This is a genomic window from Flavonifractor sp. HCP28S3_F3 (assembly GCF_052065355.1).
In the GTDB taxonomy this organism is placed as follows: Bacteria; Bacillota; Clostridia; order Oscillospirales; family Oscillospiraceae; genus Flavonifractor.
The window spans coordinates 96,365-120,947 of the sequence record NZ_JBQHUF010000001.1 but is presented as its reverse complement, the minus strand read 5'-3'; the positions used below and the strand labels follow the sequence as shown (position 1 = coordinate 120,947).

The window sequence follows — 24,583 nt, the reverse complement described above, 5'->3', positions numbered from 1 at the left end:
AAACCTGGGGCTGGCAGCGGGGGCTTCCCGCCGTCCGGCCCGGTCTCATTCCATACTATGCCAGGCAGGCAGAGGGGTGTAGATTATGGGCAAATTTTTATTCCAATTCAAATGCGCCGGTGTACAGCTGATAGTACAGGCCGTGCTGGGCAATCAGATCCTCGTGGCTGCCCCGCTCCACGATACGGCCGTGGTCCAGTACCATGATGGCGTCGGAGTTGCGGACAGTAGACAGCCGGTGGGCGATGACGAACACAGTACGGCCGCTCATCAGAGCGTCCATGCCTCGCTGGACAATGGCCTCGGTGCGGGTATCAATGGAAGAGGTTGCCTCGTCCAGGATCATCACCGGGGGATCGGCCACAGCAGCTCGGGCAATGGCGATGAGCTGCCGCTGGCCCTGAGACAGGTTTGCACCGTTGCCAGTCAGCATAGTGTCATACCCCTGGGGCAGGCGGCGGATGAAGTCGTCTGCATTGGCCAGGGCGGCAGCGGCCTCTACCTCCTCATCGGTGGCGTTCAGGTTGCCGTAGCGGATGTTCTCCCGGACAGTACCGGTGAACAGGTTGGTATCCTGAAGCACAATACCCAGAGAGCGCCGGAGGTCGGGCTTGTGAATGTCATTGATGGAGATGCCATCATACCGGATCTTGCCGTCTGCGATATCATAGAACCGGTTGATCAGGTTGGTGATGGTGGTCTTACCCGCACCGGTGGCACCCACGAAGGCCAGCTTCTGGCCAGGTTTGGCGAACAGGGTAATGTCGTGGAGGATGGTCTTGCCCTCCTCGTAGGCGAAGTCCACGTCGTCAAAGCGCACGTCGCCGGTGAGGCGCACATAGTCATAGCTGCCGTCATCCTGGGGCACCTTCCAGGCCCAGATATTGGTGCGCTGTTCAGTCTCATGGATGTTGCCTTCCTTATCAAAGGAGACGTTCACCAGGGTCACCTTGCCGTGGTCCTCCTCGGCGGGCTCATCCATCAGATCAAAGATCCGCTGAGCGCCGGCCAGGGCCATAACTACCGAGTTGAGCTGCTGAGAGATCTGGCTGATGGGGTTGGTCAGGCTCTTGGACAGCTGAAGGAAGGTGGCGATGACACCCAGAGTGATGCCGGAACCCACACCGCTGAGAGCCAGAGCACCGCCGGCCATAGCGATGATCACGTACTGAATATTGCCGATATTGATGAGGATGGGCATGAGGATGTTGGCGTACTTGTTGGCTTTGTCGGCGCTGGCACACAGAGCGTCATTTACGCGATCAAAACCCTCCTGGGCCTCCTGCTCGTGGCAGAAAACCTTAACTACCTTCTGGCCGTTGATCATCTCTTCAATATAGCCGTTCAGATCGCCCAGCTTCACCTGCTGGCGGACAAAGTAGCGGCCACTGCGCCCGGCCAGGAAGCGGGTCACCGTCAGCATGACGATGATGCACAGGATGACTACACCGGTCAGCAGCAGATTGGTGGACAGCATACCAATGAAGGCCACCACGATCATCATGGTGGAGTTAATGACCTGGGGAATGCTCTGGGAGAACATCTGACGCAGGGTGTCCACGTCGTTGGTGTAGACACTCATCACGTCGCCGTGGGCATGGGTGTCAAAATACTTGATGGGCAGGGACTGCATGTGGCCGAACAGATCATCACGGATCTTTTTCTGCACACCCTGGGAAATGGTAACCATCAGGCGGTTATACGCCAGGGCGCACAGTGCGCCGGTGAGATACAGACAGCCCATCATAATCAGAGCGCGGACCAAACCATCAAACACCGGATTGTCCATAGCCAGCAGAGGTGTAATATAGTCGTCGATCAGAGAGCCCAGGAACAGAGATCCGGACACGGATGCGATCGCGCTGACCAAAATGCACAGCAGGACCAGAACAAACTTTATGCCATAGCCCCGGCCCACATAGCTCATCAGACGGCGCACCGTGTGAGATTTTTTGACAGGAGGCATATTCCCTTTCTTATTCATCGTCGCTGCCTCCCTTCGTCTGAGACTCATAGATTTCGCGGTAAATGTCACAGTTCTGGAGCAGCTCCTCATGGGTGCCCATGGCGGCGATCTTTCCGCCGTCCATCACCAGGATCTTGTCGGCGTCCTCAATCGAGGAGATACGCTGAGCAATGATGAACTTGGTGGTCTCCGGGATCTCCTCACGGAAGGCCTTGCGGATCAAGGCGTCGGTCTTGGTATCCACTGCGGAGGTGGAGTCGTCCAGGATTAGGATCTTGGGCTTCTTCAGCAGAGCGCGGGCAATACACAGGCGCTGCTTCTGGCCGCCGGACACGTTGGAGCCGCCCTGCTCGATGTGGGTATCATACTTGTCGGGGAACTCCTGAATGAAGGGGTCGGCCTGGGCCAGCTTACACACCCGGACCATCTCTTCATCAGTAGCCTCCTTATTGCCCCAGCGCAGGTTCTCCTTAATAGTACCGGAGAACAGCACGTTCTTCTGGAGCACCATGGCCACCTGCTCACGGAGGGCCTCCATATCATAATCCTTCACATCCACGCCGCCAACCAGCACACGGCCTTCGGTGGCATCATACAGGCGGGGGATGAGCTGGACCAGAGTGGTTTTGGAGGTACCGGTACCACCCAGGATGCCTACCGTCTCGCCGGAGTTGATGGTGAGATTCACATCCTTCAGACATTCCTTTGTAGGATCCTTGGCATAGCTGAAGCTGACGTTCTCGAACACCACAGAGCCGTCTTTCACCTCAAAGATAGGTTTGGGGCCGTTCTTCAGGTCGCTCTCTTCGTTGAGCAATTCGATGATACGCTCGGCGGAAGCCCGGGAAATGATGATCATCACCAGCACCATGGACAGCATCATCAGGCTCATGAGGATCATCATGATATAGCTGAACATACTGGTGAGCTGGCCGGTGGTCAGTTCGCCGCCCACCACCAGGTTTGCGCCCAGCCAGGAAACGGTGAGCATACAGGCATAGACACAGATCTGCATCAAAGGCATGTTGAAGGCCACGATCTTTTCAGCTTTGGAAAAGTCCATGTAGATCTCGTTGGATACCTTGCCGAACTTCTCCTTCTCGTGGTCCTCCCGCACAAAGGACTTCACCACACGAATGCCCAGCAGGTTTTCCTGTACCACATTGTTCAGCCAGTCGTACTTCTTAAACACCCGCTCGAAGAGGGGATGGGCCGACTTCATAATGATCAGGATTCCCACAGCCAAAATGGGGATGACCACCAGGAAAATCAGCGCCAGTTTGGGATTGATGGTAAACGTGAGGCCCCAGGCGCAGATCAGCATAATGGGGCAGCGCACCGCAATGCGGATGACCATCATAAATGCCATCTGAACATTGGTTACGTCGGTGGTCAGGCGGGTGATAATGCCGCCGGTAGAGAATTTATCAATGTTGGAAAACGAAAACTTCTGTACATTCCGGTACATCTCCCGGCGCAGATTGCGGGAGAAGCCGGTGGATGCCCTGGCGGCAAACCGGCCGGACAATGCGCCCAGCAACAGAGCCATCAAGGCCATGACCACCACCAATACACCATAGCGGATGATATGCTCCATGCTGCCCGCTTTTACGCCTTCGTCCAGCAGTTTGCCGGTCATCATGGGGATCAGCACATCAAACGCCACTTCGCCGATGACGAAAATAGGTGTCAGGATGGTGTCCTTCCAGAATTCCTGGATACAGCTTGTCAATCCTCGTTTCTTCTTCATAGGTTTCCTCCTTGGATCGCTGTTGGTCTGCACTTACATCAGATTCTGTTTCAGTTTCTCTACTGTGACCAGAAACTGCTCTACTTCCTGTTGAGATAGTCCCCGCGTCAAAGTCTCCTCCACGTGGGAGATCCGTTTGTTGATCTCCTGAAACAACGCATCCGCTTTGGGCGTAGTGCTCACCTGCTTGAGTCTGGCATCCCGGGATACGGACTGGCGCACGATAAATCCCTCCGCCTCCAGGCGTTTCAGCAGACGGGATGCGGTAGACCTGCGAATATAAAACGCTTCCTCAATGTCTTTCTGGCATACTTCCTGGTCACGGTTGTGGCACAGAAAGCCTAATATTTTCGCCTGCATCTCAGTGAATTCGTCGCCCTCCGGCGTTCCTGTGGTGGTCTCCAATACCTTGCGCCGCAGAAGGTTGGCCAGAGCCTTAATCTCATATCCCACGTGCTGCTCCTGATGCATCCGACCACCTCCTTTCCTTGCAATACTGATTATTTTAGTTGCATTGCTAACTGTTGTCAATGCACAACATCCACAAAACTCGGTCTTTTCCTGCCTGTACATTCTGACAGAGAAAAAGACCGCCGCCATGGGAGCTCCCATGGCGGCGGTCTTTGATTTTTACAGGCGGGGTACCTTCACCCCAGACATGATTCGTTCAAATTCACTCCGTCCCAAGCCGCTGCTGGCTACCGTTCGATCCAACAGGACACCCCCATTTTTCATAGAGGCATTCAGAGAGAAATAGGACAGATATACTACTTGGGCTCGCAGAAAACTGCTCTGAGACAGCATTGCCTGCTCTCCACTGGTAAGTACCCCGTAGGATACGCTCTTGCTCACAGCGGTATCCCAGGTGAAATCGGGAGCGGTTCCGCTGTCCGTATAGCCCAGAGCCCGAAGGATCAGGGTCATGTACTCATTTGCAGAGATCTGCCGATCAGGTGCAAACAAAAGCTGCCCGGCGGCATTCTCCCCCACACCGTTGGTATAGCCTTTTTCAAAGGCGTACGCCACATAGCGGTCACACCAGGCAGGCGTATCCGCAAAGGGGTTTACAGCTGTGCTGGACAGGGCTGCCTGCTCCTCGCCAATCAGGCGGAGGAACATCACCACACCCATGATCCGAGTGGAGGGCACCTCCAGGTCATAGCCGCTGCCATAAGCGGTACCACTGCCCTGGAACAGCCCCATTTCAAACAGAGCATCAGCCAGCGCGTTATAGTCCACACTGGTGCTGAGCATTGTGGAATAGTACCCCTCTACATCCAGAACCGCTGTGTCGGAAGTGATAGTGATACTGGCTGTGGTATTCTCCCCCGCCAGGTAGCGGTGCCGCTGACTCAGACTGCCGCCAGAGGCAACCGTCTGCCCTGCCGTCACATCCACCACCGCACCGCCCGTATAGGACAGGCTGGCACTGCCTGCCAGCAGCATCCCGCCGGAGCCCGCAGTGAGGGTCACGACATCGCCCTTTTTAAAGCGCAAATCAGTAAAGGAAGATGCATAGCTCTGCTCACCGCCAGCCAGGGCCAAATAGGTGCTGTGCTTCTGGTTCAGATCAGTAAGGGCAGACTGATAGGTGTCCTCCGTCTTTTCCTCGATCCGCTGAGACACCTGCTTTTCCACATCCGGCAGAAAGGTATTGGTAATGTAGCTTTTCGATATCAGGGAATCCCCATCCAAGGTATTGGCTGCATAAACTGCCGCGCCGCTCACCAGAATGGCTGCTGTAAGCAGGATAACTGCGGGTTTCTTCATGGCGCCTCCGAAATCATATAACTCAGTGCCAGCAGGCTGTCTGCAAAGTGGACGTCTTCCACCACCACATCCGGAGCGTCCAGAGAGAGCTCAATGTTGGTAAAATTCCAGATTCCCTTGACACCGGAACGCACCAGCCGATTGGCGATACCGGGGGCCACCCGGCCGGGAACGGTAAGCACGCCGATGCTGGCGGGCTGACGGGACAGATAGTCCTCCAACTGGTCCACATGATAGACCGGGACCTTGGATACCTCCCGTCCCACCACATCCGGCGCCACATCAAAGGCTGCGGCCAGCATCACACCGGAACGGTCAAAGTGGAAATTCTCCATCAGTGCCCGGCCCAGGTTACCTACGCCCAGGATCACCGCAGTATGCCCGCGGTTCATGCCCAGAATATCGGCCACCTCGTCCCGCAGGGTTCCCACATTATAGCCGTAGCCCTGCTGCCCAAACTCGCCGAAGCAGGAGAGATCCTGCCGGATCTGGGAGGCGGTGAGCCCCAGGGAATTGCCCAGAGCGTTGGAGGAAATGCGCTCCACGCCCGCCAGATACAGATCATTCAGGTGCCGGTAATATCTGGGCAGACGGCGGATCACCGCACTGGATACCTTTTGCTTTTTCATATCAAATCACACTCTTTCCAGAGTATAACTGCCAGTCGTTCCTATTCAGTTTACTCGAAACAAACCGTAATGTCAACGTCTCCGGACAATTCCACAGGAACGGACGACCCCAGCCTCGCATAGGATACCGTAAAAGGAGGAATGTCATTTGGAATCTTACGGAACCATTCTGACCCGTGTCTACACCTCCCGGGCTCAAATCCCCGTAGGCGGTGCCACTGTAGCCTTTACCCAGCGGGGACATGAGGGGCGGCACATTCTGCTGGCGGTGCGGGTAACCGACGCCAACGGCCGCACCGCGCCGGTACAGGTATCCACTCCCAACGCCTCAGCCAGCGAATCTCCCGGGACGACGGATCCCTTCTCCGTATGCGATATTTGGGCGGAGTCTCCTGGATACGAGCTTCTGGTAGTGGAAAACGTACAGATTTTCCCCGGTACCCAGACCCTCCAGGAGCTTGAGCTGATCCCACTGCCGGAGAACACCGCAACACTGCTGCCGGAATCGCCGGTGAACATCCCGCCCCAAAACCTGTAAGGAGGGGAGCATATGCCCGAATCACTTCCTGTCACGCCTTACGTGCCACAATATATCACCGTTCATCTGGGACCGCCCGGCTCCAGTGCGGAAAATGTCACCGTTTCCTTCCCTGAGTATGTAAAGAACGTGGCCTCCAGTGAGATCTATCCCACCTGGGAAACCGCCGCTCTTCAGGCCAATATCCTGGCCATCATTTCTTTTGCCCTAAACCGGGTATATACCGAATTCTACCCCAGCCGGGGCTACCCCTTCAATATCACATCCTCCACCGCCTATGATCAAAAGTTTATTAAAGGCCGCAATATTTTTGAGAACATCAGCCAGTTGGTGGACGAAATGTTCAACTCCTACATACGGCGCATCGGTTTTGTAGAGCCGCTGGCCGCTAAATTCTGCAACGGTACTACCGTCACCTGTGACGGCTTATCTCAGTGGGGCAGTCAGGCCATGGCGGAGGAGGGGGCAGACTATATGTCCATCCTGCGCTACTATTACGGTGACAATATTGAGCTGGTGACCAATGCTCCGGTACAGGGTATCCGCTACTCCTATCCAGGCTATCCCATCCGCCGGTACGACAGCGGAGAAGCAGTACAGCGTATCCAGGTCATGCTCAACCGCATCTCCCGGGATTACCCCGCTATTCCCAAAGTCTACCCGGTGGATGGCATCTTTGGTCCCTCCACTGAGGCGGCGGTCAAGAAATTCCAGGAAATCTTTGACCTGACCCCCGATGGCATCGTAGGTAACTCCACCTGGTATAAAATGGTCTTCCTCTATGTGGGTGTGCTGGATTTGGCGGAGCTCATCAGCCAGGGGCAGACCTATTACCCTGGCAGCGGAAGCCAGCCCTTCCCCAACGTGCTGCGGGAGGGAGACCGGGGCGAATCGGTAAAAGTCATTCAATATGTGCTCTCCGTGGTAGCAGAGTTCTACAACAACATTCCGACCGTGGCCATAGACGGTATTTACGGTCCGGCTACTAAAAACGCCGTCATCGCCGTGCAGCGGATGAGCGGTCTGACCCAGGACGGCATCATGGGACCTCAGACCTGGGCCGCTCTCTACCGGCTGTATGCCGGTATCGTAGACACCGTCAGCACCTACACCAATGTGATCCCAGAGCAGTTCCGGCCCGATCTGCCTGAGAGCCAGGCCACCGGCCTGACTCAGTACCCCGGCCAGCCCCTGACGTTGGGGTCGGCTGATTAGAGAGGAGCATCCACATGATCCCATCCCAAGAGATCCGTCTCATCGGGCAGAGCGTCCGCAGTCTACAGACGATGCTGCGGGAGCTGTCCTTCGTATATGATTTTCTCCCCCGGCTTACTCCAGATGGAATTTTCGGAGAGCGTACTCTGGAGGCTGTCATGCTGTTCCAGCGGGAGCTTTTCCCTCCTGTAACAGGACAGGTAAATCAGGCCACCTGGGATGCCATCGCTGCGCTCTACCTCCAGGCAAAGGCCCGGCTGAATGGACCTATCCCCTGCCGGGGCTATCCCAACTGTGATTTCTCCGTCCAGCCCGGTCAGGACAGCATTCATCTCTACCTGGTGCAGTCCATGTTCCGGGGGCTTGCCCGGCTGCTGGACGGAGTGGAGTCCAGCCCCGTTTCCGGCTACAATGATGCCGCCACCCAACACAATATCCGCTGGATCCAGCGGCTGGACGGCCGTCCCGAGACCGGTATTCTGGATCAGGACAGCTGGAACACCATCAGCCGGCTGTACACTATGTTTGTTACTTACGGCCAGGCATAAAGAAAAGAGGCGCTGTTATAGCAGCGCCTCTTTTTTAGGTCTCGTGGTCTACAGTCTTCATTTTCTTCAGGTTGCCAATTTTGTGGCTGCGGCGCTCCAGCTCAGCCAGCACCGCGTCCAGGGGGATATTCTGGTCGGCCATCATCACCATCAGGTGGTAAATCAGATCGGAAATTTCCCCCACGGTCTCCTCCTGCTTGCCGTTCTTGGCGGCGATGATGGTCTCGGAGCACTCCTCCCCCACCTTCTTCAAAATCTTGTCCAGTCCCTTATCGAACAGGTAGCAGGTATAGGAACCCTCCTGGGGATCACTTTTACGGTTCAGCACGACCTGGTACAGGTCCTGCAATACGGTATCGTTCATGTGGTTTCCTCCCAAATATCATTAAAAAAGCAGCTTTTGGCCCCGGTGTGGCAGGTGGGGCCCTCCGGCACACAGAGATACAGCAGGGTATCGGTGTCGCAATCAGTGACCACCTTCTTCACGTGGAGGAAGTGGCCCGAGCTCTCCCCCTTGTTCCACAGCTTCTGACGGCTGCGGGACCAGAACCAGGCGGTCTTGGTCTTCAGGGTCAGCTCCACCGCCTCCTGATTGGTGAAGCCCAGCATCAAAATGTCCCTGGTCTCCGCGTCCTAGATGATGACGGGGATCAGGTCGGATTTCTGGAACAACAAATTCAAATCAAAGTCCATGGTTCACCTCACGGGGATATTCTGGCCGCGGAGATAGTCCTTCACCTGGGGTACTGTCAGCTCCCCGAAGTGGAACAGGGAGGCCGCCAGGGCGGCGTCGCAATTGGTCTGCTCAAACACCTCCGCGAAATGGGCCAGGGAGCCGCAGCCGCCGGAGGCAATAACGGGAATGGACACCGCGTCGGTGACCGCCTTCGTCATGGCAAGGTCAAAACCCGCCTTGGTGCCGTCGGCGTCCATGGAAGTAAGCAAAATTTCCCCTGCACCCAGAGACTCCGCTTTCTTTACCCATTCTATCAGGTCCATACCGGTGGGCTTCCGCCCTCCGGCCACCACCACTTCCCAGGTACCATCGCCTTGGGCACGGGCATCGGCGGCCAGCACCACACACTGGGAACCAAACCGCTCCGCCGCCTCAGAAATCAATTCAGGTCGGGCCACGGCGGCGGAATTCACCGAAATCTTGTCCGCCCCCGCCCGCAGCAGCCTCTGGAAGTCCTCCACGGTGCGGATGCCGCCCCCCACCGTCAGAGGGACAAATACCTGGGCGGCGGTGCGCTCCACCACGTCGGCCACGGTATCCCTGGCGTCGCTGGTGGCGGTGATATCCAGAAACACGATCTCGTCGGCACCCTGATCGGAATAGTATTTGGCCAGCTCCACCGGGTCGCCGGCGTCCCGGATATTGACAAAGTTGACCCCCTTCACCACCCGGCCGTCCCGCACGTCCAGGCAGGGGATGATGCGTTTGGCTAGCACTGTTCGCCCGCCTCCTTTACCGCCCGGGGCAGATCCACCGTCCCGGCGTAATAGGCTTTGCCGATGATGGCCCCGTACAGGCCCATCCCGTTCAATTTGGACAGGTCCTCGTTGGAGGACACCCCACCAGAGGCGGTGATCTGACAGCTCACCGCCTTTTGCAGCGCGGCCAGCCGGTCAAAAGAGGGGCCGGACAGCATACCGTCGGTGGCAATGTCGGTGAAGATAATGGTCTGTACCCCCAACTGCTCCATGGATTTGGCAAAATCCAGGTAGTTCAGTCCGGAGGACTGCTCCCACCCGGCGGTCTTCACGATGCCATCCATGGCGTCGATGCCCACGGCTACCCGCTGGCCGTACTTTTCCACAGCCTCTTTCACAAACTCCGGGTGACTGACAGCGGCGGAGCCGATGACGCACCGCCACACCCCCAGAGAAAAAACTTCCTCCAGGTCGGCCAGGCTGCGGATACCGCCCCCCAGCTCCACCTTCAGGCCGGACTGCTCCGCCACCGCCTGCACGATGGAACCGTTCTGCCGCGCCCCGCTGCGAGCCCCGTCCAGATCCACCATATGGATGTACCGGGCCCCGGCGTTATAAAAATCCCTGGCAACGGCCAGAGGGTCGGAGGCCACCTGGTGGGCGGTGGCAAAGTCACCCTTGTACAGGCGCACCGCCTGGCCGTTCTTCAAATCAATGGCTGGAAACAAAATCATGCGTTCAGCCCTCCGAAATTCCGTAAAATCTGCAAGCCCACCTCGCCGCTTTTCTCCGGGTGGAACTGGCAGCCGTACACGTTGCCCTTCTGCACCGCAGCTGTCACCGGCACACCGTAGTCAGTCTGTGCGATGACGGTTTTGGGGTCATCCGCCACGGCACAGAAAGAGTGGACAAAGTAGACATAGCTTCCCTCCTCCACCCCGACGAACAAGGGCGAGGGGTTGGGGAAGCTCAAGCTGTTCCAGCCGATGTGGGGCAGCTTCAATTGGGTCTCAATTTTGCGGACCGAGCCGGGCACTAGGCCCAGCCCGGCGCACTCCCGCACTTCCTCTCCCCGGTCCAGCAGCAGCTGCATCCCCAGGCAGATGCCCAGAATAGGCTTTCGCTTTGCCTGGGCGATCAGCACCTGATCCAGGCCGGTGGCACGAAGCTTATCCGCTGCATCGGGGAAAGCCCCCACACCGGGCAGAATGATGGCGTCGGCCAGCTCTAGCTCCTTTCGGTCGCTGGTAATGCAGGTCTTCAGCCCCAGATAGTCCATGGCGTTGGTAACGCTTTTCAGATTGCCCACGCCGTAGTCCACAATGGCAGTATAGCCCATGCTCTCTCTCCTTCCGCCTTATACCCTGTGGTAAAAGACGATAATATCTTCATATCCGCCGTCCTTCGAGCGGAAGCCTCCGGGGATGGTTCCCAACCGCACAAAGCCCAGGGACTCATACAGGGCGATGGCGCCCAGGTTGCTGGCCACCACAGCGTTGAACTGGAGCAGCCGGAAACCCAGCGCACCACAAGCCGCCAGGCTGTCCTCCACCAGGACCCGGCCCACGCCCAGGCCCCGCTTGTCCCGGCGCACGCCGTAGCTGGCGTTGGCGATGTGGCCGCAGCGCCCCACATTGTTGGGGTGGAGAATGTACAGCCCCACCACTTCCCCATCCTGCTCCGCCACGGCGGTGTGGCTCTGGCCGGCGAAAAAGGCCGCCGCTCCCGCCGCGTCCAGCGGCTCCTCCTGAGGAAAGGCCACGCCGTCCTCCACGACCTGATTCCAGATGGCAGCTATGGCAGGCAGATCCTCGTTCCGGTAGGGCCGGACGGTTATCTTCCCTGCCATCACAGCACCCCCTTGGTGGAGGTGACGCCGGTACCGGTGACCTGGACAGCCTCCTTCACCGCCGCGCCCAGGGACTTGAACAGGGCCTCGGTGATGTGGTGGGCGTTTTTGCCGTACAGACACTTCATATGTAAGGTCAGACCGCTGTTTACCGCAAAAGCCCGCAGGAACTCCTCGGTGAGGCAGGAGTCATAGGCGCCAATCATGGGCTGGGGCATCTCGGCGTCAAAGGCCAGAAAAGGCCGGTTGGAGAAGTCCAGGGCGGTAAAGCACAGGGCCTCGTCCATGGGGATATAGCAGGAGGCAAACCGGCGGATGCCCTTCCGGTCTCCCAGGGCCTCCTTCATGGCCTGGCCCAGGACGATGCCTACGTCCTCCACGGTGTGGTGGCCGTCCACCTCCAGGTCGCCCTTGGCATACACCTCCAGGCCCAGGCCGCCGTAAAAGGCAAAGGCTGTAAGCATGTGGTCAAAGAATCCGATACCAGTGTGGATCTCCACCGAACCGCCCTCCAGACTGAGAGTCAGGCGGATGTCGGTCTCCTTGGTGGTGCGGGTCAGTTGGGCTGTTCTCATGGTCATTCTCCTTTACTCAAACCGCACCTGGATGGAATTGGCGTGGGCGGTGAGTTTTTCGCTCTGGGCCAGGGTGATGATCTGGTCCTTGATAGGCGCCAGGCTGGCCTGGTCGTACTGGATGATGCTCATGGTCTTGAGGAAACTGTCCACGCTGAGGGGCGAGAAGAACCGGGCGGTGCCGCTGGTGGGCAGCACGTGGTCGGGCCCGGCCAGGTAGTCCCCCAAGGGCTCCGGGGACCAGGCACCCAGGAACACCGCACCGGCGTTTTTGATGGAGGGCAGCAGGGCCCGGGGATCTTCCGTGACGATCTCCAGATGCTCCGGTGCGATCTCGTTGGCCAGGGCGGCGCAGTCGGCCAGATTTTCGCACACGATAGCACAGCCGAAGTCTCGGAGGGAGCACTCCATGATCTCGGACCGGCTGAGGTAGCCGGTCTGACGGATGATCTCAGCGTCCACCGCCTGGGCCAGCTCCATGGAATCAGTGAGCAGCACGGCGGAGGCCAACTTGTCGTGCTCGGCCTGGCTCAGCAGGTCGGCGGCCACAAACTTGGGGTTGGCCTTGCCGTCGGCGATGATCAGCACCTCGGAGGGACCGGCCACCATGTCAATGTCCAGCTTACCGTAGGCCTGCCGCTTGGCGGCGGCCACAAAGGCGTTGCCGGGGCCTACCAGCTTATCTACCCGGGGAATGAAGCCCGCTCCGTAGGTGAGAGCAGCCACCGCTTGGGCACCGCCCACGGCGATCACCCGGTCTACCCCGGCAATTTTGGCGGCGGCCAGTACCGCGTCGTTCAGGTTCTCGGTGGGAGGGGTCACCATGACGATCTCCTCCACCCCTGCCACCTTAGCGGGCACCGCGTTCATCAGCACACTACTGGGGTAGGCGGCAGTGCCGCCGGGGACGTAGATACCCACACGGGTGAGGCCACGAACCACACGGCCCACCACGCCCCCGTCCGGGGAGGTCCACTCCATGGTGCGGGTGAGTAGCTTTTCGTTATAGTCCTTGATGTTGGCCGCCGCCCGCTCCAGGGCGGCGATCAAATCCTCGGGACAGCGGTCATAGGCCGCATCCAGCTCAGCCGGAGTGATCTCCCGGGGCTCGGCCTTGTCAAAGCGGAGGGAGTAGTCCCGCACCGCTTCAAAGCCCTTTTCTTTCACGGTCTCCATAATCTCGGCCGCCGCCGCGTCAATGGCCTGGTTAGCCTGAGCAGCCCGGGCTTTCATGGCGTCCATCACCGCCCGCTCGGCGGCGCCGTCCGCTTTTACGATCTGTATCATTTCCGCTTCTCCAATTCTCCCTCGCAGCGGGCAATAAAGTCTGCGATCTGATCTTTATACAGTTTCATGCTGGCGGTATTGACAATGAGCCGGGCGGACACCGGGGCCACATCCTCGATGGGCACCAGGCCGTTGGCCTTCAGTGTGGCTCCCGTCTCCACGATATCCACGATGGCGTCGGTGAGATCCAGGATGGGGGCCAGCTCCACGCTGCCCTCGATCTTGATGATGTCCACATCCATGCCCTTCTGGGCAAAGAAAGCCTTCGTCACCTCCGGGTACTTGGAGGCCACCCGCCGGGTCTTGTAGGTGCCATAGAAGTCGCTGCCCTGCTTGACGGCCAGGGCGAAGCGGCACTTGCCGAAGCCCAGGTCCAGCACCTCATAAAAGGAGCCGCCTTTTTCCAGAATGGTATCCTTGCCCACGATACCCAAGTCGCACACTCCGTGCTCCACGTAGGTGATGACGTCGGGAGCCTTGGCCAGCACCGCGTCCAGGGGGTAGTTGGGCAGGCTGTGGACTAGACGCCGGCCCGGGTCCTTAATGGGGGAGCAGTCCAGGCCCGCCGCCTCAAAGAGCTCCACGCTTTTGTCCAGCAAACGGCCCTTGGTGATAGCGATTCTCAAACGCTCACTCATACCCGCACCGTCCTTTCTCCGTCCTTGTCAAAGACCAGCACGGTCTCCGCCCCCTTGTCCCGGGCCAGGTTCAGGCTGGACTCCAGGGTGCGGCAGGGGGACAATTCGCTGGTACCGGCGGGTCGGCCGTCCACCGCCTCCAGAGCCTGAGCTAGGTAGCCCGGCTCGTAGTGGACCACGGTGCGCAGCACCGGGGGTGCGATCTCCGGCAGGGTACGGGCCACCGCATCCACATCCACGGCAAAGCCGGTAGCCTGAGCCTCCCGGCCGAACACCCCCACCAGGTTATCATACCGGCCGCCGGAGAGAACGGCGTCCCCCGCCCCCTCCACGTAGCCCCGGAAGACTACGCCGGTGTAATAGTCGATCTGATGAACCATGCCCAGGTCAAAGCGGACATAGGCCCCGTAGCCCGCGGCGGACAGCTCGTCATACAGGTCGGACAGATAGTCCACCGCCGGGGTTTTGCCCGCCAGCTTCTCCGCCTGGGAGAGCACCTCCGCCCCGCCGAACAGGCGGCTGAGCCGCTCCAGAGCGGCGCAGGCCGGGTTGCCCCGGTGGGGCTCCAGGAAGGCATTGAGGGCGGCAAAGTTCTTTCCCTCAATGAGGGCGCGCATCTCCTCTACCGCTTCCTCCCCCAGCTCCAGCCGGCCAGCCAGTTCCCGGAAATACCCGGTGTGACCCAGCTCCACATGGAACTTTGGGGCCCCGCAGGAGCGCAGGGCGTCGATGGCGGTGACGATGATCTCCAGGTCCGCCTTCTTGCCCCCCGCCCCGATGAGCTCTACGCCGCACTGGGGGATCTCCCGGCTGCCGCCGTTGTGGGCGGGGTTGGAGCGGTACACCGTCTGGTCGTAGTACAGCCGCTGAGGCAGGGCCACCGCCTTCAGCTTGGTGGCCGCCACCCGGGCGATGGGTGTGGTGGAATCGGGCCGCATGACGCAGAATTTGCCGCTGGGATCCCACACCTTGATCATCCGCTCCTGCGGGATCGCGCTGCCCGACAGGGCAAACAGATCATAGAATTCCGTGTCCGGGGTGGACACCTCCAAAAAACCCCGCTGCCGGAACAGGCGGGTCAAACGGGCCTGCACCTGGCGGCGCTCCTGACACTCGGCAAACAGCCGGTCCCGGGTGCCTTCCGGGGTGTTGATGATAATGCTCACGGGAGTTCCCCCTTTTACTTTCACGCTTTACCACGCTACTATACTATAACATCTACCTTTTGTCAAGAAAAAAAGGGCGGCCCGCAGGCCGCCCTCCGGACAGTTAGAATCCGTCAAATAGCGTGATCTGGCTGGTATCCGGCATGTCGTCCAGAGCGCCCACCGCTTTGAGCTGCTCAATGTGAGTCTTAGACACCTTGGGACAGGCGGCAGAGAACTCCTCGATGGAGATGAATTTCTTGTCTCCACGCTGCTCCATGATGGACCAGGCTGCGGTCTCGCCCAGGCCGGGAATGGAGGTAAAGGGAGGCAGCAGGGTGCCCTTCTCCATATCCGGCAGGAAATTGACCGCGTGGGAGCGGTACAGGTCCATGGGCTCGAAGCTGAAGCCCCGCAGGTAAAACTCGTACACCACTTCCAGGGTGACCAGCATATCCTCCTCCACGGGAGTGGGTTTCTCCTTGTTCTCAATCTCCTTCATCTTTGCCTTGCACACATCCATGCCCATGCACATGCAGGTGGCGTCGAATGCCTTGGCGCGGATGGAGAAGAAGGCGGCATAGAAGGCCAGGGGCCGGTGGACCTTGAACCAGGCGATGCGGAATGCCATCATCACGTAGGCCACGGCGTGGGCCTTGGGGAACAGATACTTGATCTTCTTACAGGAGCCGATGTACCAGTCGGGCACGCCGGCGGCCTTCATCTCTTCCTCGGCACCGTCAGGCAGGCCACGGCCCTTACGCACCGCCTCCATAATCTTGAAAGAGCGCTTCTCCGGCATACCGCAGGAGATGAGGAAGAGCATGATGTCGTCACGACAGCCGATGGCCTGGCCTACCGGGATGCCCTGATCCACCACCAGATCCCTGGCGTTGCCCAGCCACACGTCGGTGCCGTGAGAGAAGCCGGACAGACGGAGCAGGATATCGAACTGATGGGGTTGGGTGTCCACCAGCATGCCTCGGGTAAACTTGGTGTTGAACTCCGGGATGGCTACGGCGCCGGTGGGACCCAGGATGGGGTCGTCCTCAAATCCCAGCACCTTGGATGAGGTAAAGATGCTCATGGTGTCCTTGTCATCCAGGGGGATCTTCTGCGGGTCTACCCCCGTCAGGTCCTGGAGCATGCGGATCATGGTGGGATCATCGTGGCCCAGCATGTCCAGCTTCAGCAGGTTGGACTCCATGGAGTGGTATTCAAAGTGGGTGGTGATGATATCGCTGTTGGGGTCGTCGGCTGGGTGCTGCACCGGGCAGAAGTCGTAGATCTCACGGTTCTGTGGAATAACCACCATGCCGCCGGGATGCTGGCCGGTGGTGCGCTTGACGCCGCTGCACCCCAGAGACAGGCGGTTCTCCTCCGCCCGGGTGCCGTGGAGGCCGTGGTCGTCCAGATAGTGCTTGACATAGCCGAAGGCGATCTTGTCCTTCACGGTGCCGATTGTGCCCGCCCGGAACACGTGGGTTTGGCCGAACAGTTCAAAGGTATATCGGTGGGCGTTGGACTGGTACTCGCCGGAGAAGTTCAGGTCGATATCGGGCACCTTGTCGCCGCCGAAGCCCAGGAAGGTCTCAAAGGGGATGTTGAAGCCGTCCTTGTCGTAGGGGGTGCCGCAGATGGGACAGACCGCGTCGGGCATATCGGCACCGCAGCCGATGCCCAGTTCTTTGGCCGCCTCAAAGTCGGAGTGCTTGCACTTGGGGCAACGGTAGTGGGGCGGCAGGGAGTTTACTTCCGTGATGCCCGACATGAAGGCCACCAGGGAGGATCCCACCGAACCACGGGAGCCAACCAGATATCCGTGATCCAGAGAGTCCTGCACCAGTTTCTGGGCGGACATGTAGATCACGTCATACTTGCATTTAATAATGTCGCCCAACTCCGCGTTGATACGGTCCACCACGATCTGGGGCGGCTCCTCGCCGTAGAGGGCGTGGGCCTTATCCCACACCAGCCGGGTCAGCTCCTCGGCGGAGTTTTCGATCTTAGGGGCGAACAGGCCCTGGGGCAGAGGCACCACGTCCTCGCACCAGTCGGCCACCAGGTTGGTGTTGCGCACCACCACCTCATAGGCCTTGTCCTTACCCAGGTAGGCAAACTCGTCCAGCATCTCCTGGGTAGTCTTGAAGTAGAGGGGCAGGGGCGAGTCGGCGTCCTCAAAGCCCTTGGAGGCCAGCAGGATATGGCGGTAGATCTCGTCCTCCGGGTCCAGGAAGTGGACGTCGCCGGTGGCACACACCGGCTTGTCAAGCTCCTCGCCCAAGGCCACTACCGTACGGTTGAAGTCCCGCAGCTCCTCCTCACTGCGCACCATACCCTTACGGAGCATAAAGGCGTTGTTGCACAGAGGCTGGATCTCCAGAAAATCGTACCAGGAGGCGATACGCTTGAGCTCCTTAAAATCCTTCCGTTTGACGATGGCCTGGAAGAGCTCGCCGGCCTCGCAGGCCGAGCCGATGATGAGCCCCTCCCGGTTCTGGTCGATGAGGCTCTTGGGCATAATGGGATAGCGCTTGAAATGATCCAGGTAGGAGGCAGAGATCAGCTTGTACAGGTTGCGCAGACCCAGCTGGTTCTTGGCCAGCACAATGAGATGCTTGGGCTGCCGCTTGGCCTTCCCGCCGGAGCGCAGCTTGCGCATGGCGGGATTGATCTGCTGGAGGGTATGGACCCCCTTGTCCCGCAGCATGTCGAAAAAGGGTACCAGCATATAGCCCACCGTAGCTCCGTCGTCATAGGCTCGGTGGTGGTTGAAGGCGGGCAGATTCAGATGCTCCGCCACGATATTCAGCTTATATTTGCCCAGCTCAGGCAGCAGGTTCTGGGCCAGGATCAGGCTGTCGATATAGGTATTCTCAAAGGGGCGGCCCATTCTGCGGCAGCCGGCGGCGATGAATCCAATATCAAACTCTGCATTGTGGGCAGCCAGAGGCCGGTCTCCCACGAAGTCCAGAAAGGCGTTGATGGCCTCCGCCTGGGAGGGTGCTCCCTCCAGCATTTGGTCGGTGATGCCGGTGAGTTCGGTGATTTCCCGGGTGAGGGGCCGCTCCGGGTCGGCGAAGGTGGAGAACTGCTCCACCACTTCCCCGTTCCGCAATACCACCGCGCCGATCTCGGTGATCAGGTCCCGGCGGTTATCCAGACCGGTGGTCTCAATATCAAAGCAGACGATATCCCCCTCCAGGGGCTGGTCCAGCTCTCCGTGGACCACCACCCGGTCGTCCACGTCGTTGACGAAGTAAGCCTCCACTCCGTAGAGGATCTTGATCTTCTTGGCGGAGTGCCATGCGTTGGGGAAGGAGTGGGCCACACCGTGGTCGGTGATGGCGATGGCCCGGTGGCCCCAACGCTCCGCCCGCTTCACTACGTTCTTGTCGGTACCGATGGGAGAGTCCATTTTGGAGCCCACGGCGGTAAGGGCGTCCATGGCGGACATGTTGGTATGTAAGTGGAGCTCCACCCGCTTCTCGGGGGCGTCGTCCACCCGCTGAGCCCGGTCGGTCTCCATGATGGCGTAGGGTTCCAGCACCATGTCGCCGGTGAAGCGGTCGATGTTCAGCTTGCCCTGAATGAGCAGCCGCTGGCCCTTTTTCACCCCGTCCACGATGCCCTTGCCCTCGTCCCCAGGGAAGAACTTATTGATGCGCACGGACCCTGTGTAGTCGGTGACGTCGAAGGACACCACCCAGGCCCCGCGCTTTTTCAGTTCCCGATGATCCAGGGCGAACACGTCTCCCTCCACAATCACCGTACCCATGTCCAGCTCCAGCTCCCGCATGGGGATAGGGGTCCTGCGCACCTCGTGCCTGCCGTAGAGCAGCTTGCCCTTGGGGGCGCTCCCCTTGCTCCCCTTTTTCTCCGTGGGCTTGGGCGTCTTGAGCCCCTCCAGGGCTTTCCGGCGGATCTCTTCTGTCCGGCGGAAGGCGGCGGCCGCCTCGTCCTCTATGGGAGGGGCCTGGACAGGCGCGGGGGTGGGCTCCGGCACGGGAATGGGAGCCGGGGCCGGAGCAGGCTCTCCTGCAGGGGCTGTCACCACCAGCTCCACCTTTTCCACCCGATAAGTAAGGGACAGGCTGCGCTCGATGGTGCGGCGCAGGTCCTCCGCCGGAGGAGCGGCACACTCCACACAGGCTTTGATGGAACGGGTATGCTTGTCAATCACCGCCTGGGTCACCAGATAGCCGGACACCAGCGCGGCCAGCTCCTCACCCGGATGCCAGGCGGAAAACAATTTGAGAAATGGGATCTTCTGTGCTTCTGGCATTTGACACGCTCCTGCTTACAGTTGCTCGATCAGGGCAAAAAGTTCGTCCACCAGTTGGTTCTGGGGCACTTTTTTCACAATCTCTCCCTTGCGGAACAAGAGGCCCTCTCCGTTGCCTCCGGCGATACCCACGTCAGCAGCGGAGGCCTCGCCGGGGCCGTTGACCACACATCCCATCACTGCCACGGTGATAGGCTTGTCCACAGTCTTGAGCCGCTCCTCCACCTCACTGGCCAGGCCGATCAGGTCGATACGGGTACGGCCACAGGTGGGGCAGGACACCAGATCGGGGCCGTCTTTCCGCAGGCCGGCAGCCTTCAGGATGTACTTGGCCGCCAGCACCTCCTCCACCGGGTCGGCAGACAGGGAGACCCGCATGGTATCTCCGATGCCCAGGGCCAGCAGGCCTCCGATACCGATGGCGGATTTCAGGGTGCCCATACGGATGGTGCCCGTCTCAGTGACACCCAGATGTAACGGATAATCGCTTTTCTCGCTCATGAGCTTATAGGCCGCCATGGTCACCGGCACGCTGGAGGACTTGAGAGACACGCAGATATCATGGAAGTCATACTTCTCCAGCAGAGCGATATGTCCGAAGGCTGATTCCACCAGCGCTTCCGGAGTGACACCGCCGTACTTGGCCAGCAGAGGCTTCTCCAGAGAGCCACCATTGACCCCAATACGGATAGGAAGTCCCTTGGCCTTACACGCCTCAGCCACCGCCTTCACCCGGTCCTCGCCGCCGATGTTGCCGGGGTTGATGCGCACCGCGTCACATCCGGCGTCAATACAGGCCAGCGCCAGCTTATAGTCAAAGTGGATGTCCACCACCAGGGGAATGTGAATCTGCTCCCGGATGGCGCCCACCGCTTTGGCGGCGGCCATGTCAGGCACTGCCACCCGGATGATCTGGCAGCCGGCTGTCTCCAACCGCTTGATCTGCTCCACAGTAGCCGCAACATCATCCGTGCGGGTATTGGTCATGGACTGTATGGTAACAGGGGCGCCCCCGCCTACGGGGACGCCTCCTACACGAATCTGTCTGGTCATTGCCGTTTTCCTCCTACAGGATAAACTTGCTCACATCGCTGATGGCTACCAGCACCATCAGGGCCATCAGGGCCATGAAGCCCACCATATTCACATAGCCCAAATATTTCTGGTCGATATACTTTTTGCTGAACAGATGGTAGATCCCGTTGACGATGAGCAGGAAGATCTGGCCGCCGTCCAGGGCGGGAATGGGCAGCAGGTTCATCACCGCCAGGTTGATGGCGATAAGGGCGGTAAAGTCCAGGATATTGACCACCGCACCGAAGAGACCCGCCGCCTCGGCACCGGCCTCACCTACATCGCCGGCCATGGCAACGATACCGATGACGCCCGACATATCCCGCAGACCCATCGTACCGGTGACAATATCACCCAGGCCCATCCACACCATGCGCACATAGTCGATGGCCTGGTACCAGCTGTTCTGCAGGCGGGTAAATACGGTGTCCTCAAAGTACTGGCCCACGTATATGCCACGCTTCTCCACCTGGTTTCCGTTTTCGTCCACCAGCTGCCGGTAAGGCAGAGAGATCGTGCCCAGGTCCACCTTCTCTCCGTCCCGGAGCACCGTCACTTCCACATCTTCCCCAGCCCGCTGGAGGTAGATCAGCGCATCACTCTGGAAGTAAATGCGGTGGCCGTCGATAGTATAAAACTGGTCGCCGGGCTGCAGGCCGGTGTCCAGCACCTCCTCCGCCCCCTCCATCACACCGGTAAACACCGGCGCGGCGGGGCTGCCCACCAGAAAGAAGATCACCAGGATGATGATCAGGCCCGCCACAAAGTTCATAAAGGCGCCGGCCACCAGGATGATGAACTTTTTCCAAAAGGGCTTGTTATGGAAGGAGCGGGGATCATCGGAGCTCTCCTCCTCCCCTTCCATGGCACAGAAACCACCGATGGGAAGGGCACGGAGGGAATAGAGGGTCTCCCCTTTCTCCCGGGAAAAAATGGCGGGACCCATGCCGATGGCGAATTCATTCACCCGCACCCCCAAAAGCTTGGCGGCGATAAAGTGTCCAAACTCGTGGATGGCAATCAGCAGGCCGAAAAACAGGATAATGAGTACGATGGAAAAGATGGTCATAGGCACCTCAATGCATCAAAGGGTTTCCGCCGCCCAGACGCGGGCGGCTCGGTCGGCAGCCAGCACATCCTCCAGAGTGGGCTTGGCAACCACCGGCGTCTCCGCCAGGGCCCGCTCCACCCGTCTGGGGATCTGACCAAAGGGGATCTTGCCCGCCAGGAACAGGGCCACCGCCGCCTCATTGGCCCCGTTGAGAGCCGCCGTGGCGGTACCACCGGTACGAGCGGCTTCCAGCGCCAGGGACAGGCAGGGGAATGCCTCATAGTCCGGGGCGTGGAAGGTCAGGGGCGGACAGCTCAGCAGATCCAGCGGTTTTGCCACCGCCTCTGTCCGGGCGGGCCAGGTGAGGGCGTACTGGATGGGCAGGCGCATATCCGGCACCCCCAGCTGAGCCAGGATGGCATTATCACAGTATTCCACCAGGGAGTGTACAATACTCTCCCGGTGGATCACAATGGAAATTTTCTCCGAAGGCAGGCGGTAAAGCCGCATGGCCTCAATAAATTCCAGGCCCTTGTTCATCAGGCTGGCTGAGTCCACGGTGATCTTAGCTCCCATAGACCAGTTGGGGTGCTTCAGGGCCTGCTCTACCGTGGCGGAGGCAATTTTCTCCTTGTCCCAGCCCCAGAAAGGCCCACCGGAAGCGGTGAGGATCAGGCGTTTGACCTCACCCCGGTCCCGGCTGCCCTGAAGGCACTGGAAGATGGCAGAGTGCTCGGAATCTACCGGCACGATCTCCGCGCCATAGGTATCGGCGGCTTCCATCACCAGCTCTCCTGCACACACCAGCGTCTCCTTGTTGGCCAGGGCAATCCGCTTACCCTGGCGGATTGCCGCCAGAGTGGGCCGCAGGCCCACCATACCCACCACAGCGGTGAGCACCGTGTCCGCCTGCTCCAGGCTGGCCGCCTCAATGAGGCCGTCCATTCCAGACTCCACCCGGACGGAGGTATCCTTCAGCCGCACCCGCAGATCCGCAGCGGCGGCCGGGTCCATCATCACCGCCAGCTCCGGGCGAAACTGACGGCACTGCTCCTCCATCCGCTCCACATCCCGGTTGGCGGTGAGGGCGGCCACAGTCATGCCACAGGCGGCAATCACATCCAGTGACTGCCGCCCGATAGACCCGGTGGAACCCAATAACGATATACACTTGCTCATAGTCAGCCTCCCACAGCGGGCAGCAGATGGAGCAGCAGCTCCGTCAAAGGTGCACAGAAGATCACGCTGTCAAACCGGTCCAGCACACCGCCGTGGCCGGGAAAGATGTTGCCGAAATCTTTAATGCCGTACTCCCGCTTGATATAGGAAAAAGACAGATCCCCCAGCTGGGACACCACGCTGCCCAGAGCGCCGTACAGCGCCAGCAGCAGATAATTCACCTCATAATGGAACGCCAGGTGAAGGACCAAGCCATAGAGCACCGTGCACACCACGGCACCCAGAAAGCCGCCTACCGCACCTTCCACCGTCTTCTTGGGGGAGAGCTCCGGAGCCAGCTTATGCTTGCCGAAGGCCATGCCGGCGAACAGGGCAAAGGCGTCGCTGATGAAGGCGATCAGCAGGGGCAGGATCACCAGCGCCCGCCACTGGTCCATCAGCCGGATCCGCAGGAAGGAGGACAGGAAGAAGGGGATAACGATGGTAAGGAAAAAGGCGCCTCCCAGCTTCTCCAGTCCGATCCGCTTGTGGCTTGCAATGGCCTCACAGAACAGAAGCAGCACATAAATGAACAGCCCACACAGGATAGACATGGAACCGCCGTCATAATACACCCAGAACGGGATCAGACCGGCCATGATAATGGAATAGCCGGAAATGCGGGCATGCTTGAGAAAACTGGTGGACCACAGGGCCTCATGCACGGCGATCATGGACAGGCCGGCAATAATAATGGGCAGGATCACCGGCCAGACCGGAGACACCCCATAGATGGCCGCCAGCAGCAGCGGGATGAAGATCACCGCCACCATCACTCGCTTGACCACTCACACACCTCCAAAACGGCGGGAGCGTCCCTGGTAGGCCGCCAACGCCTTATGCAGTTCTTCCTTGGAAAAGTCGGGCCACAGCGCGTCCGTATAGTAGAATTCGGCGTAGGCCGACTGCCACAAAAGGAAGTTGGAGATCCGGATCTCCCCGCTGGGCCGAATCACCAGATCCGGATCGGGCACGCCGTCGGAATAGAGGTAATGGGAAAAGTCCTCCTCTGTCAGTTCCTCCGGCGCCTTCTTACCCGCCGCGCAGTCGGCGGCAAAGGCCCTGGCCGCCCGGACGATCTCGTCCCGGCCGCCGTAGTTGAGGCACACGTTGACCTGCATACCGTCGTACCGCTTGGAAATCGCGTCCGTCCGGGCGCACATCTCCCGCAGCTCCTGAGGCAGCGGCAACAGGTCTCCAAAAAAGTGGAGCTTGATTTTGTCCCGCTCCATCTTCTCGATGGATTCCAGCAGATACTTTTTCAGCAGTCCCATAATGGCGGATACTTCCTCCAGCGGCCGCTTCCAGTTCTCTGTGGAAAAGGCGTATACCGTCAGGTACTCCAGCCCGATCTTCTGGCAGTAGGTGGCGATGGTGCGGAAATTTTCCGCGCCGGCGGCATGACCTGCCGTCCGGGGCAGACCGCGGCGCTTGGCCCAGCGGCCATTGCCGTCCATAATAATCGCCACATGGCGGGGCAGGTGGTCAAAATCCACCTGTGCCTCCCCGCCTTCCTTCGATTTGATAAATGCCATATTCCGATTCCTACCCAATTGTATGAATACCGGTGCGGGACACCTGAGGCGCCCCGCACCGGCGTATGTCTGTCCG

Annotated in this window: 24 protein-coding genes; 3 read left to right on the top strand and 21 right to left on the bottom strand. The window is 59.4% G+C overall.

The window, feature by feature from the left end; all coding sequences use genetic code 11:
• Positions 1 to 97: 97 nt before the first annotated feature.
• The 5 genes from ACTNB1_RS00635 to ACTNB1_RS00615 form a co-directional block, all read right to left on the bottom strand.
• On the bottom strand, positions 98 to 1,984 hold the full coding sequence (locus tag ACTNB1_RS00635) for an ABC transporter ATP-binding protein (RefSeq protein ID WP_441167356.1): 1,887 nt from the start codon (positions 1,982 to 1,984) through the stop codon (positions 98 to 100).
• Entirely contained in the window at positions 1,977 to 3,716 is a 1,740-nt protein-coding gene (locus tag ACTNB1_RS00630) for an ABC transporter ATP-binding protein (RefSeq protein WP_441167355.1), read from the bottom strand. Before ACTNB1_RS00630 ends, ACTNB1_RS00635 begins: the two co-directional genes overlap by 8 nt.
• A gap of 33 nt (positions 3,717 to 3,749) precedes the next feature.
• Positions 3,750 to 4,187 (bottom strand): MarR family winged helix-turn-helix transcriptional regulator, encoded by a 438-nt coding sequence (locus ACTNB1_RS00625; protein ID WP_441167354.1) that lies wholly within the window; start codon positions 4,185 to 4,187, stop codon positions 3,750 to 3,752.
• 159 nt (positions 4,188 to 4,346) lie between these two features.
• Positions 4,347 to 5,486, bottom strand: coding sequence for a hypothetical protein (locus ACTNB1_RS00620; RefSeq protein WP_441167353.1), 1,140 nt, complete (start codon positions 5,484 to 5,486; stop codon positions 4,347 to 4,349).
• Positions 5,483 to 6,115 carry a redox-sensing transcriptional repressor Rex gene (locus tag ACTNB1_RS00615; protein ID WP_441167352.1) on the bottom strand — a complete coding sequence of 211 codons (633 nt, stop codon included), beginning with the start codon at positions 6,113 to 6,115 and terminating at the stop codon, positions 5,483 to 5,485. Before ACTNB1_RS00615 ends, ACTNB1_RS00620 begins: the two co-directional genes overlap by 4 nt.
• A 148-nt stretch (positions 6,116 to 6,263) precedes the next feature.
• Between ACTNB1_RS00615 and ACTNB1_RS00610 the strand changes: the two genes are divergently transcribed.
• Genes ACTNB1_RS00610 through ACTNB1_RS00600 form a run of 3 tightly spaced genes read left to right on the top strand, consistent with a single transcriptional unit; the run spans position 6,264 to position 8,416 of the window.
• The gene (locus ACTNB1_RS00610; RefSeq protein ID WP_441167351.1) at positions 6,264 to 6,653 is read left to right on the top strand and encodes a spore cortex-lytic protein; all 390 of its coding nucleotides are present in this window, start codon (positions 6,264 to 6,266) and stop codon (positions 6,651 to 6,653) included.
• A 12-nt stretch (positions 6,654 to 6,665) separates the two neighbouring features.
• Positions 6,666 to 7,868, top strand: coding sequence for a peptidoglycan-binding protein (locus ACTNB1_RS00605; protein WP_441167350.1), 1,203 nt, complete (start codon positions 6,666 to 6,668; stop codon positions 7,866 to 7,868).
• Positions 7,869 to 7,882: 14 nt separating this feature from the next.
• A complete protein-coding gene (locus tag ACTNB1_RS00600; protein ID WP_441167349.1) occupies positions 7,883 to 8,416 on the top strand; it encodes a peptidoglycan-binding domain-containing protein in 534 nt (177 codons plus the stop codon).
• A 34-nt stretch (positions 8,417 to 8,450) separates the two neighbouring features.
• On the opposite strand, the gene hisE is transcribed toward ACTNB1_RS00600, so the two are convergent.
• The 16 genes from hisE to ACTNB1_RS00520 all read right to left on the bottom strand — a co-directional run bounded on the left by hisE (position 8,451) and on the right by ACTNB1_RS00520 (position 24,507).
• On the bottom strand, positions 8,451 to 8,780 hold the full coding sequence (hisE, locus tag ACTNB1_RS00595; protein ID WP_441167348.1) for a phosphoribosyl-ATP diphosphatase: 330 nt from the start codon (positions 8,778 to 8,780) through the stop codon (positions 8,451 to 8,453).
• Positions 8,777 to 9,025, bottom strand: coding sequence for a phosphoribosyl-AMP cyclohydrolase (locus ACTNB1_RS00590; RefSeq protein WP_441167727.1), 249 nt, complete (start codon positions 9,023 to 9,025; stop codon positions 8,777 to 8,779). The genes hisE and ACTNB1_RS00590 overlap by 4 nt, the downstream gene beginning before the upstream one ends.
• 87 nt (positions 9,026 to 9,112) lie before the next feature.
• On the bottom strand, positions 9,113 to 9,868 hold the full coding sequence (hisF, locus tag ACTNB1_RS00585) for an imidazole glycerol phosphate synthase subunit HisF (protein ID WP_441167347.1): 756 nt from the start codon (positions 9,866 to 9,868) through the stop codon (positions 9,113 to 9,115).
• On the bottom strand, positions 9,862 to 10,584 hold the full coding sequence (gene hisA / locus ACTNB1_RS00580; RefSeq protein ID WP_441167346.1) for a 1-(5-phosphoribosyl)-5-[(5-phosphoribosylamino)methylideneamino]imidazole-4-carboxamide isomerase: 723 nt from the start codon (positions 10,582 to 10,584) through the stop codon (positions 9,862 to 9,864). Before hisA ends, hisF begins: the two co-directional genes overlap by 7 nt.
• Positions 10,581 to 11,189, bottom strand: coding sequence for an imidazole glycerol phosphate synthase subunit HisH (hisH, locus tag ACTNB1_RS00575; RefSeq protein WP_441167345.1), 609 nt, complete (start codon positions 11,187 to 11,189; stop codon positions 10,581 to 10,583). Before hisH ends, hisA begins: the two co-directional genes overlap by 4 nt.
• An 18-nt stretch (positions 11,190 to 11,207) precedes the next feature.
• The gene (locus tag ACTNB1_RS00570; RefSeq protein WP_441167344.1) at positions 11,208 to 11,699 is read right to left on the bottom strand and encodes an N-acetyltransferase family protein; all 492 of its coding nucleotides are present in this window, start codon (positions 11,697 to 11,699) and stop codon (positions 11,208 to 11,210) included.
• The gene (hisB, locus tag ACTNB1_RS00565; protein ID WP_441167343.1) at positions 11,699 to 12,274 is read right to left on the bottom strand and encodes an imidazoleglycerol-phosphate dehydratase HisB; all 576 of its coding nucleotides are present in this window, start codon (positions 12,272 to 12,274) and stop codon (positions 11,699 to 11,701) included. The genes ACTNB1_RS00570 and hisB overlap by 1 nt, the downstream gene beginning before the upstream one ends.
• 12 nt (positions 12,275 to 12,286) lie before the next feature.
• Positions 12,287 to 13,561 (bottom strand): histidinol dehydrogenase, encoded by a 1,275-nt coding sequence (gene hisD, locus ACTNB1_RS00560; protein ID WP_441167342.1) that lies wholly within the window; start codon positions 13,559 to 13,561, stop codon positions 12,287 to 12,289.
• Positions 13,558 to 14,199 (bottom strand): ATP phosphoribosyltransferase, encoded by a 642-nt coding sequence (hisG, locus tag ACTNB1_RS00555; protein WP_441167341.1) that lies wholly within the window; start codon positions 14,197 to 14,199, stop codon positions 13,558 to 13,560. The genes hisD and hisG overlap by 4 nt, the downstream gene beginning before the upstream one ends.
• Complete coding sequence (gene hisZ / locus ACTNB1_RS00550) at positions 14,196 to 15,365, bottom strand: ATP phosphoribosyltransferase regulatory subunit (protein WP_441167340.1); 1,170 nt, start codon at positions 15,363 to 15,365, stop codon at positions 14,196 to 14,198. Before hisZ ends, hisG begins: the two co-directional genes overlap by 4 nt.
• Before the next feature lie 103 nt (positions 15,366 to 15,468).
• Positions 15,469 to 19,629, bottom strand: a complete 4,161-nt coding sequence (locus ACTNB1_RS00545) for a PolC-type DNA polymerase III (protein WP_441167339.1) — start codon at positions 19,627 to 19,629, stop codon at positions 15,469 to 15,471.
• A 15-nt stretch (positions 19,630 to 19,644) separates the two neighbouring features.
• Positions 19,645 to 20,682, bottom strand: coding sequence for a flavodoxin-dependent (E)-4-hydroxy-3-methylbut-2-enyl-diphosphate synthase (gene ispG, locus ACTNB1_RS00540; protein WP_441167338.1), 1,038 nt, complete (start codon positions 20,680 to 20,682; stop codon positions 19,645 to 19,647).
• Between the two features lie 13 nt (positions 20,683 to 20,695).
• A complete protein-coding gene (locus ACTNB1_RS00535) occupies positions 20,696 to 21,772 on the bottom strand; it encodes a M50 family metallopeptidase (protein WP_441167337.1) in 1,077 nt (358 codons plus the stop codon).
• Positions 21,773 to 21,787: 15 nt separating this feature from the next.
• Positions 21,788 to 22,933, bottom strand: a complete 1,146-nt coding sequence (locus ACTNB1_RS00530) for a 1-deoxy-D-xylulose-5-phosphate reductoisomerase (RefSeq protein ID WP_441167336.1) — start codon at positions 22,931 to 22,933, stop codon at positions 21,788 to 21,790.
• A 2-nt stretch (positions 22,934 to 22,935) separates the two neighbouring features.
• Entirely contained in the window at positions 22,936 to 23,760 is an 825-nt protein-coding gene (locus ACTNB1_RS00525; RefSeq protein WP_441167335.1) for a phosphatidate cytidylyltransferase, read from the bottom strand.
• Positions 23,761 to 24,507: an isoprenyl transferase gene (locus ACTNB1_RS00520; protein WP_441167334.1), complete on the bottom strand. Its 747-nt coding sequence runs from the start codon at positions 24,505 to 24,507 to the stop codon at positions 23,761 to 23,763.
• Between the last annotated feature and the right edge of the window lie 76 nt (positions 24,508 to 24,583).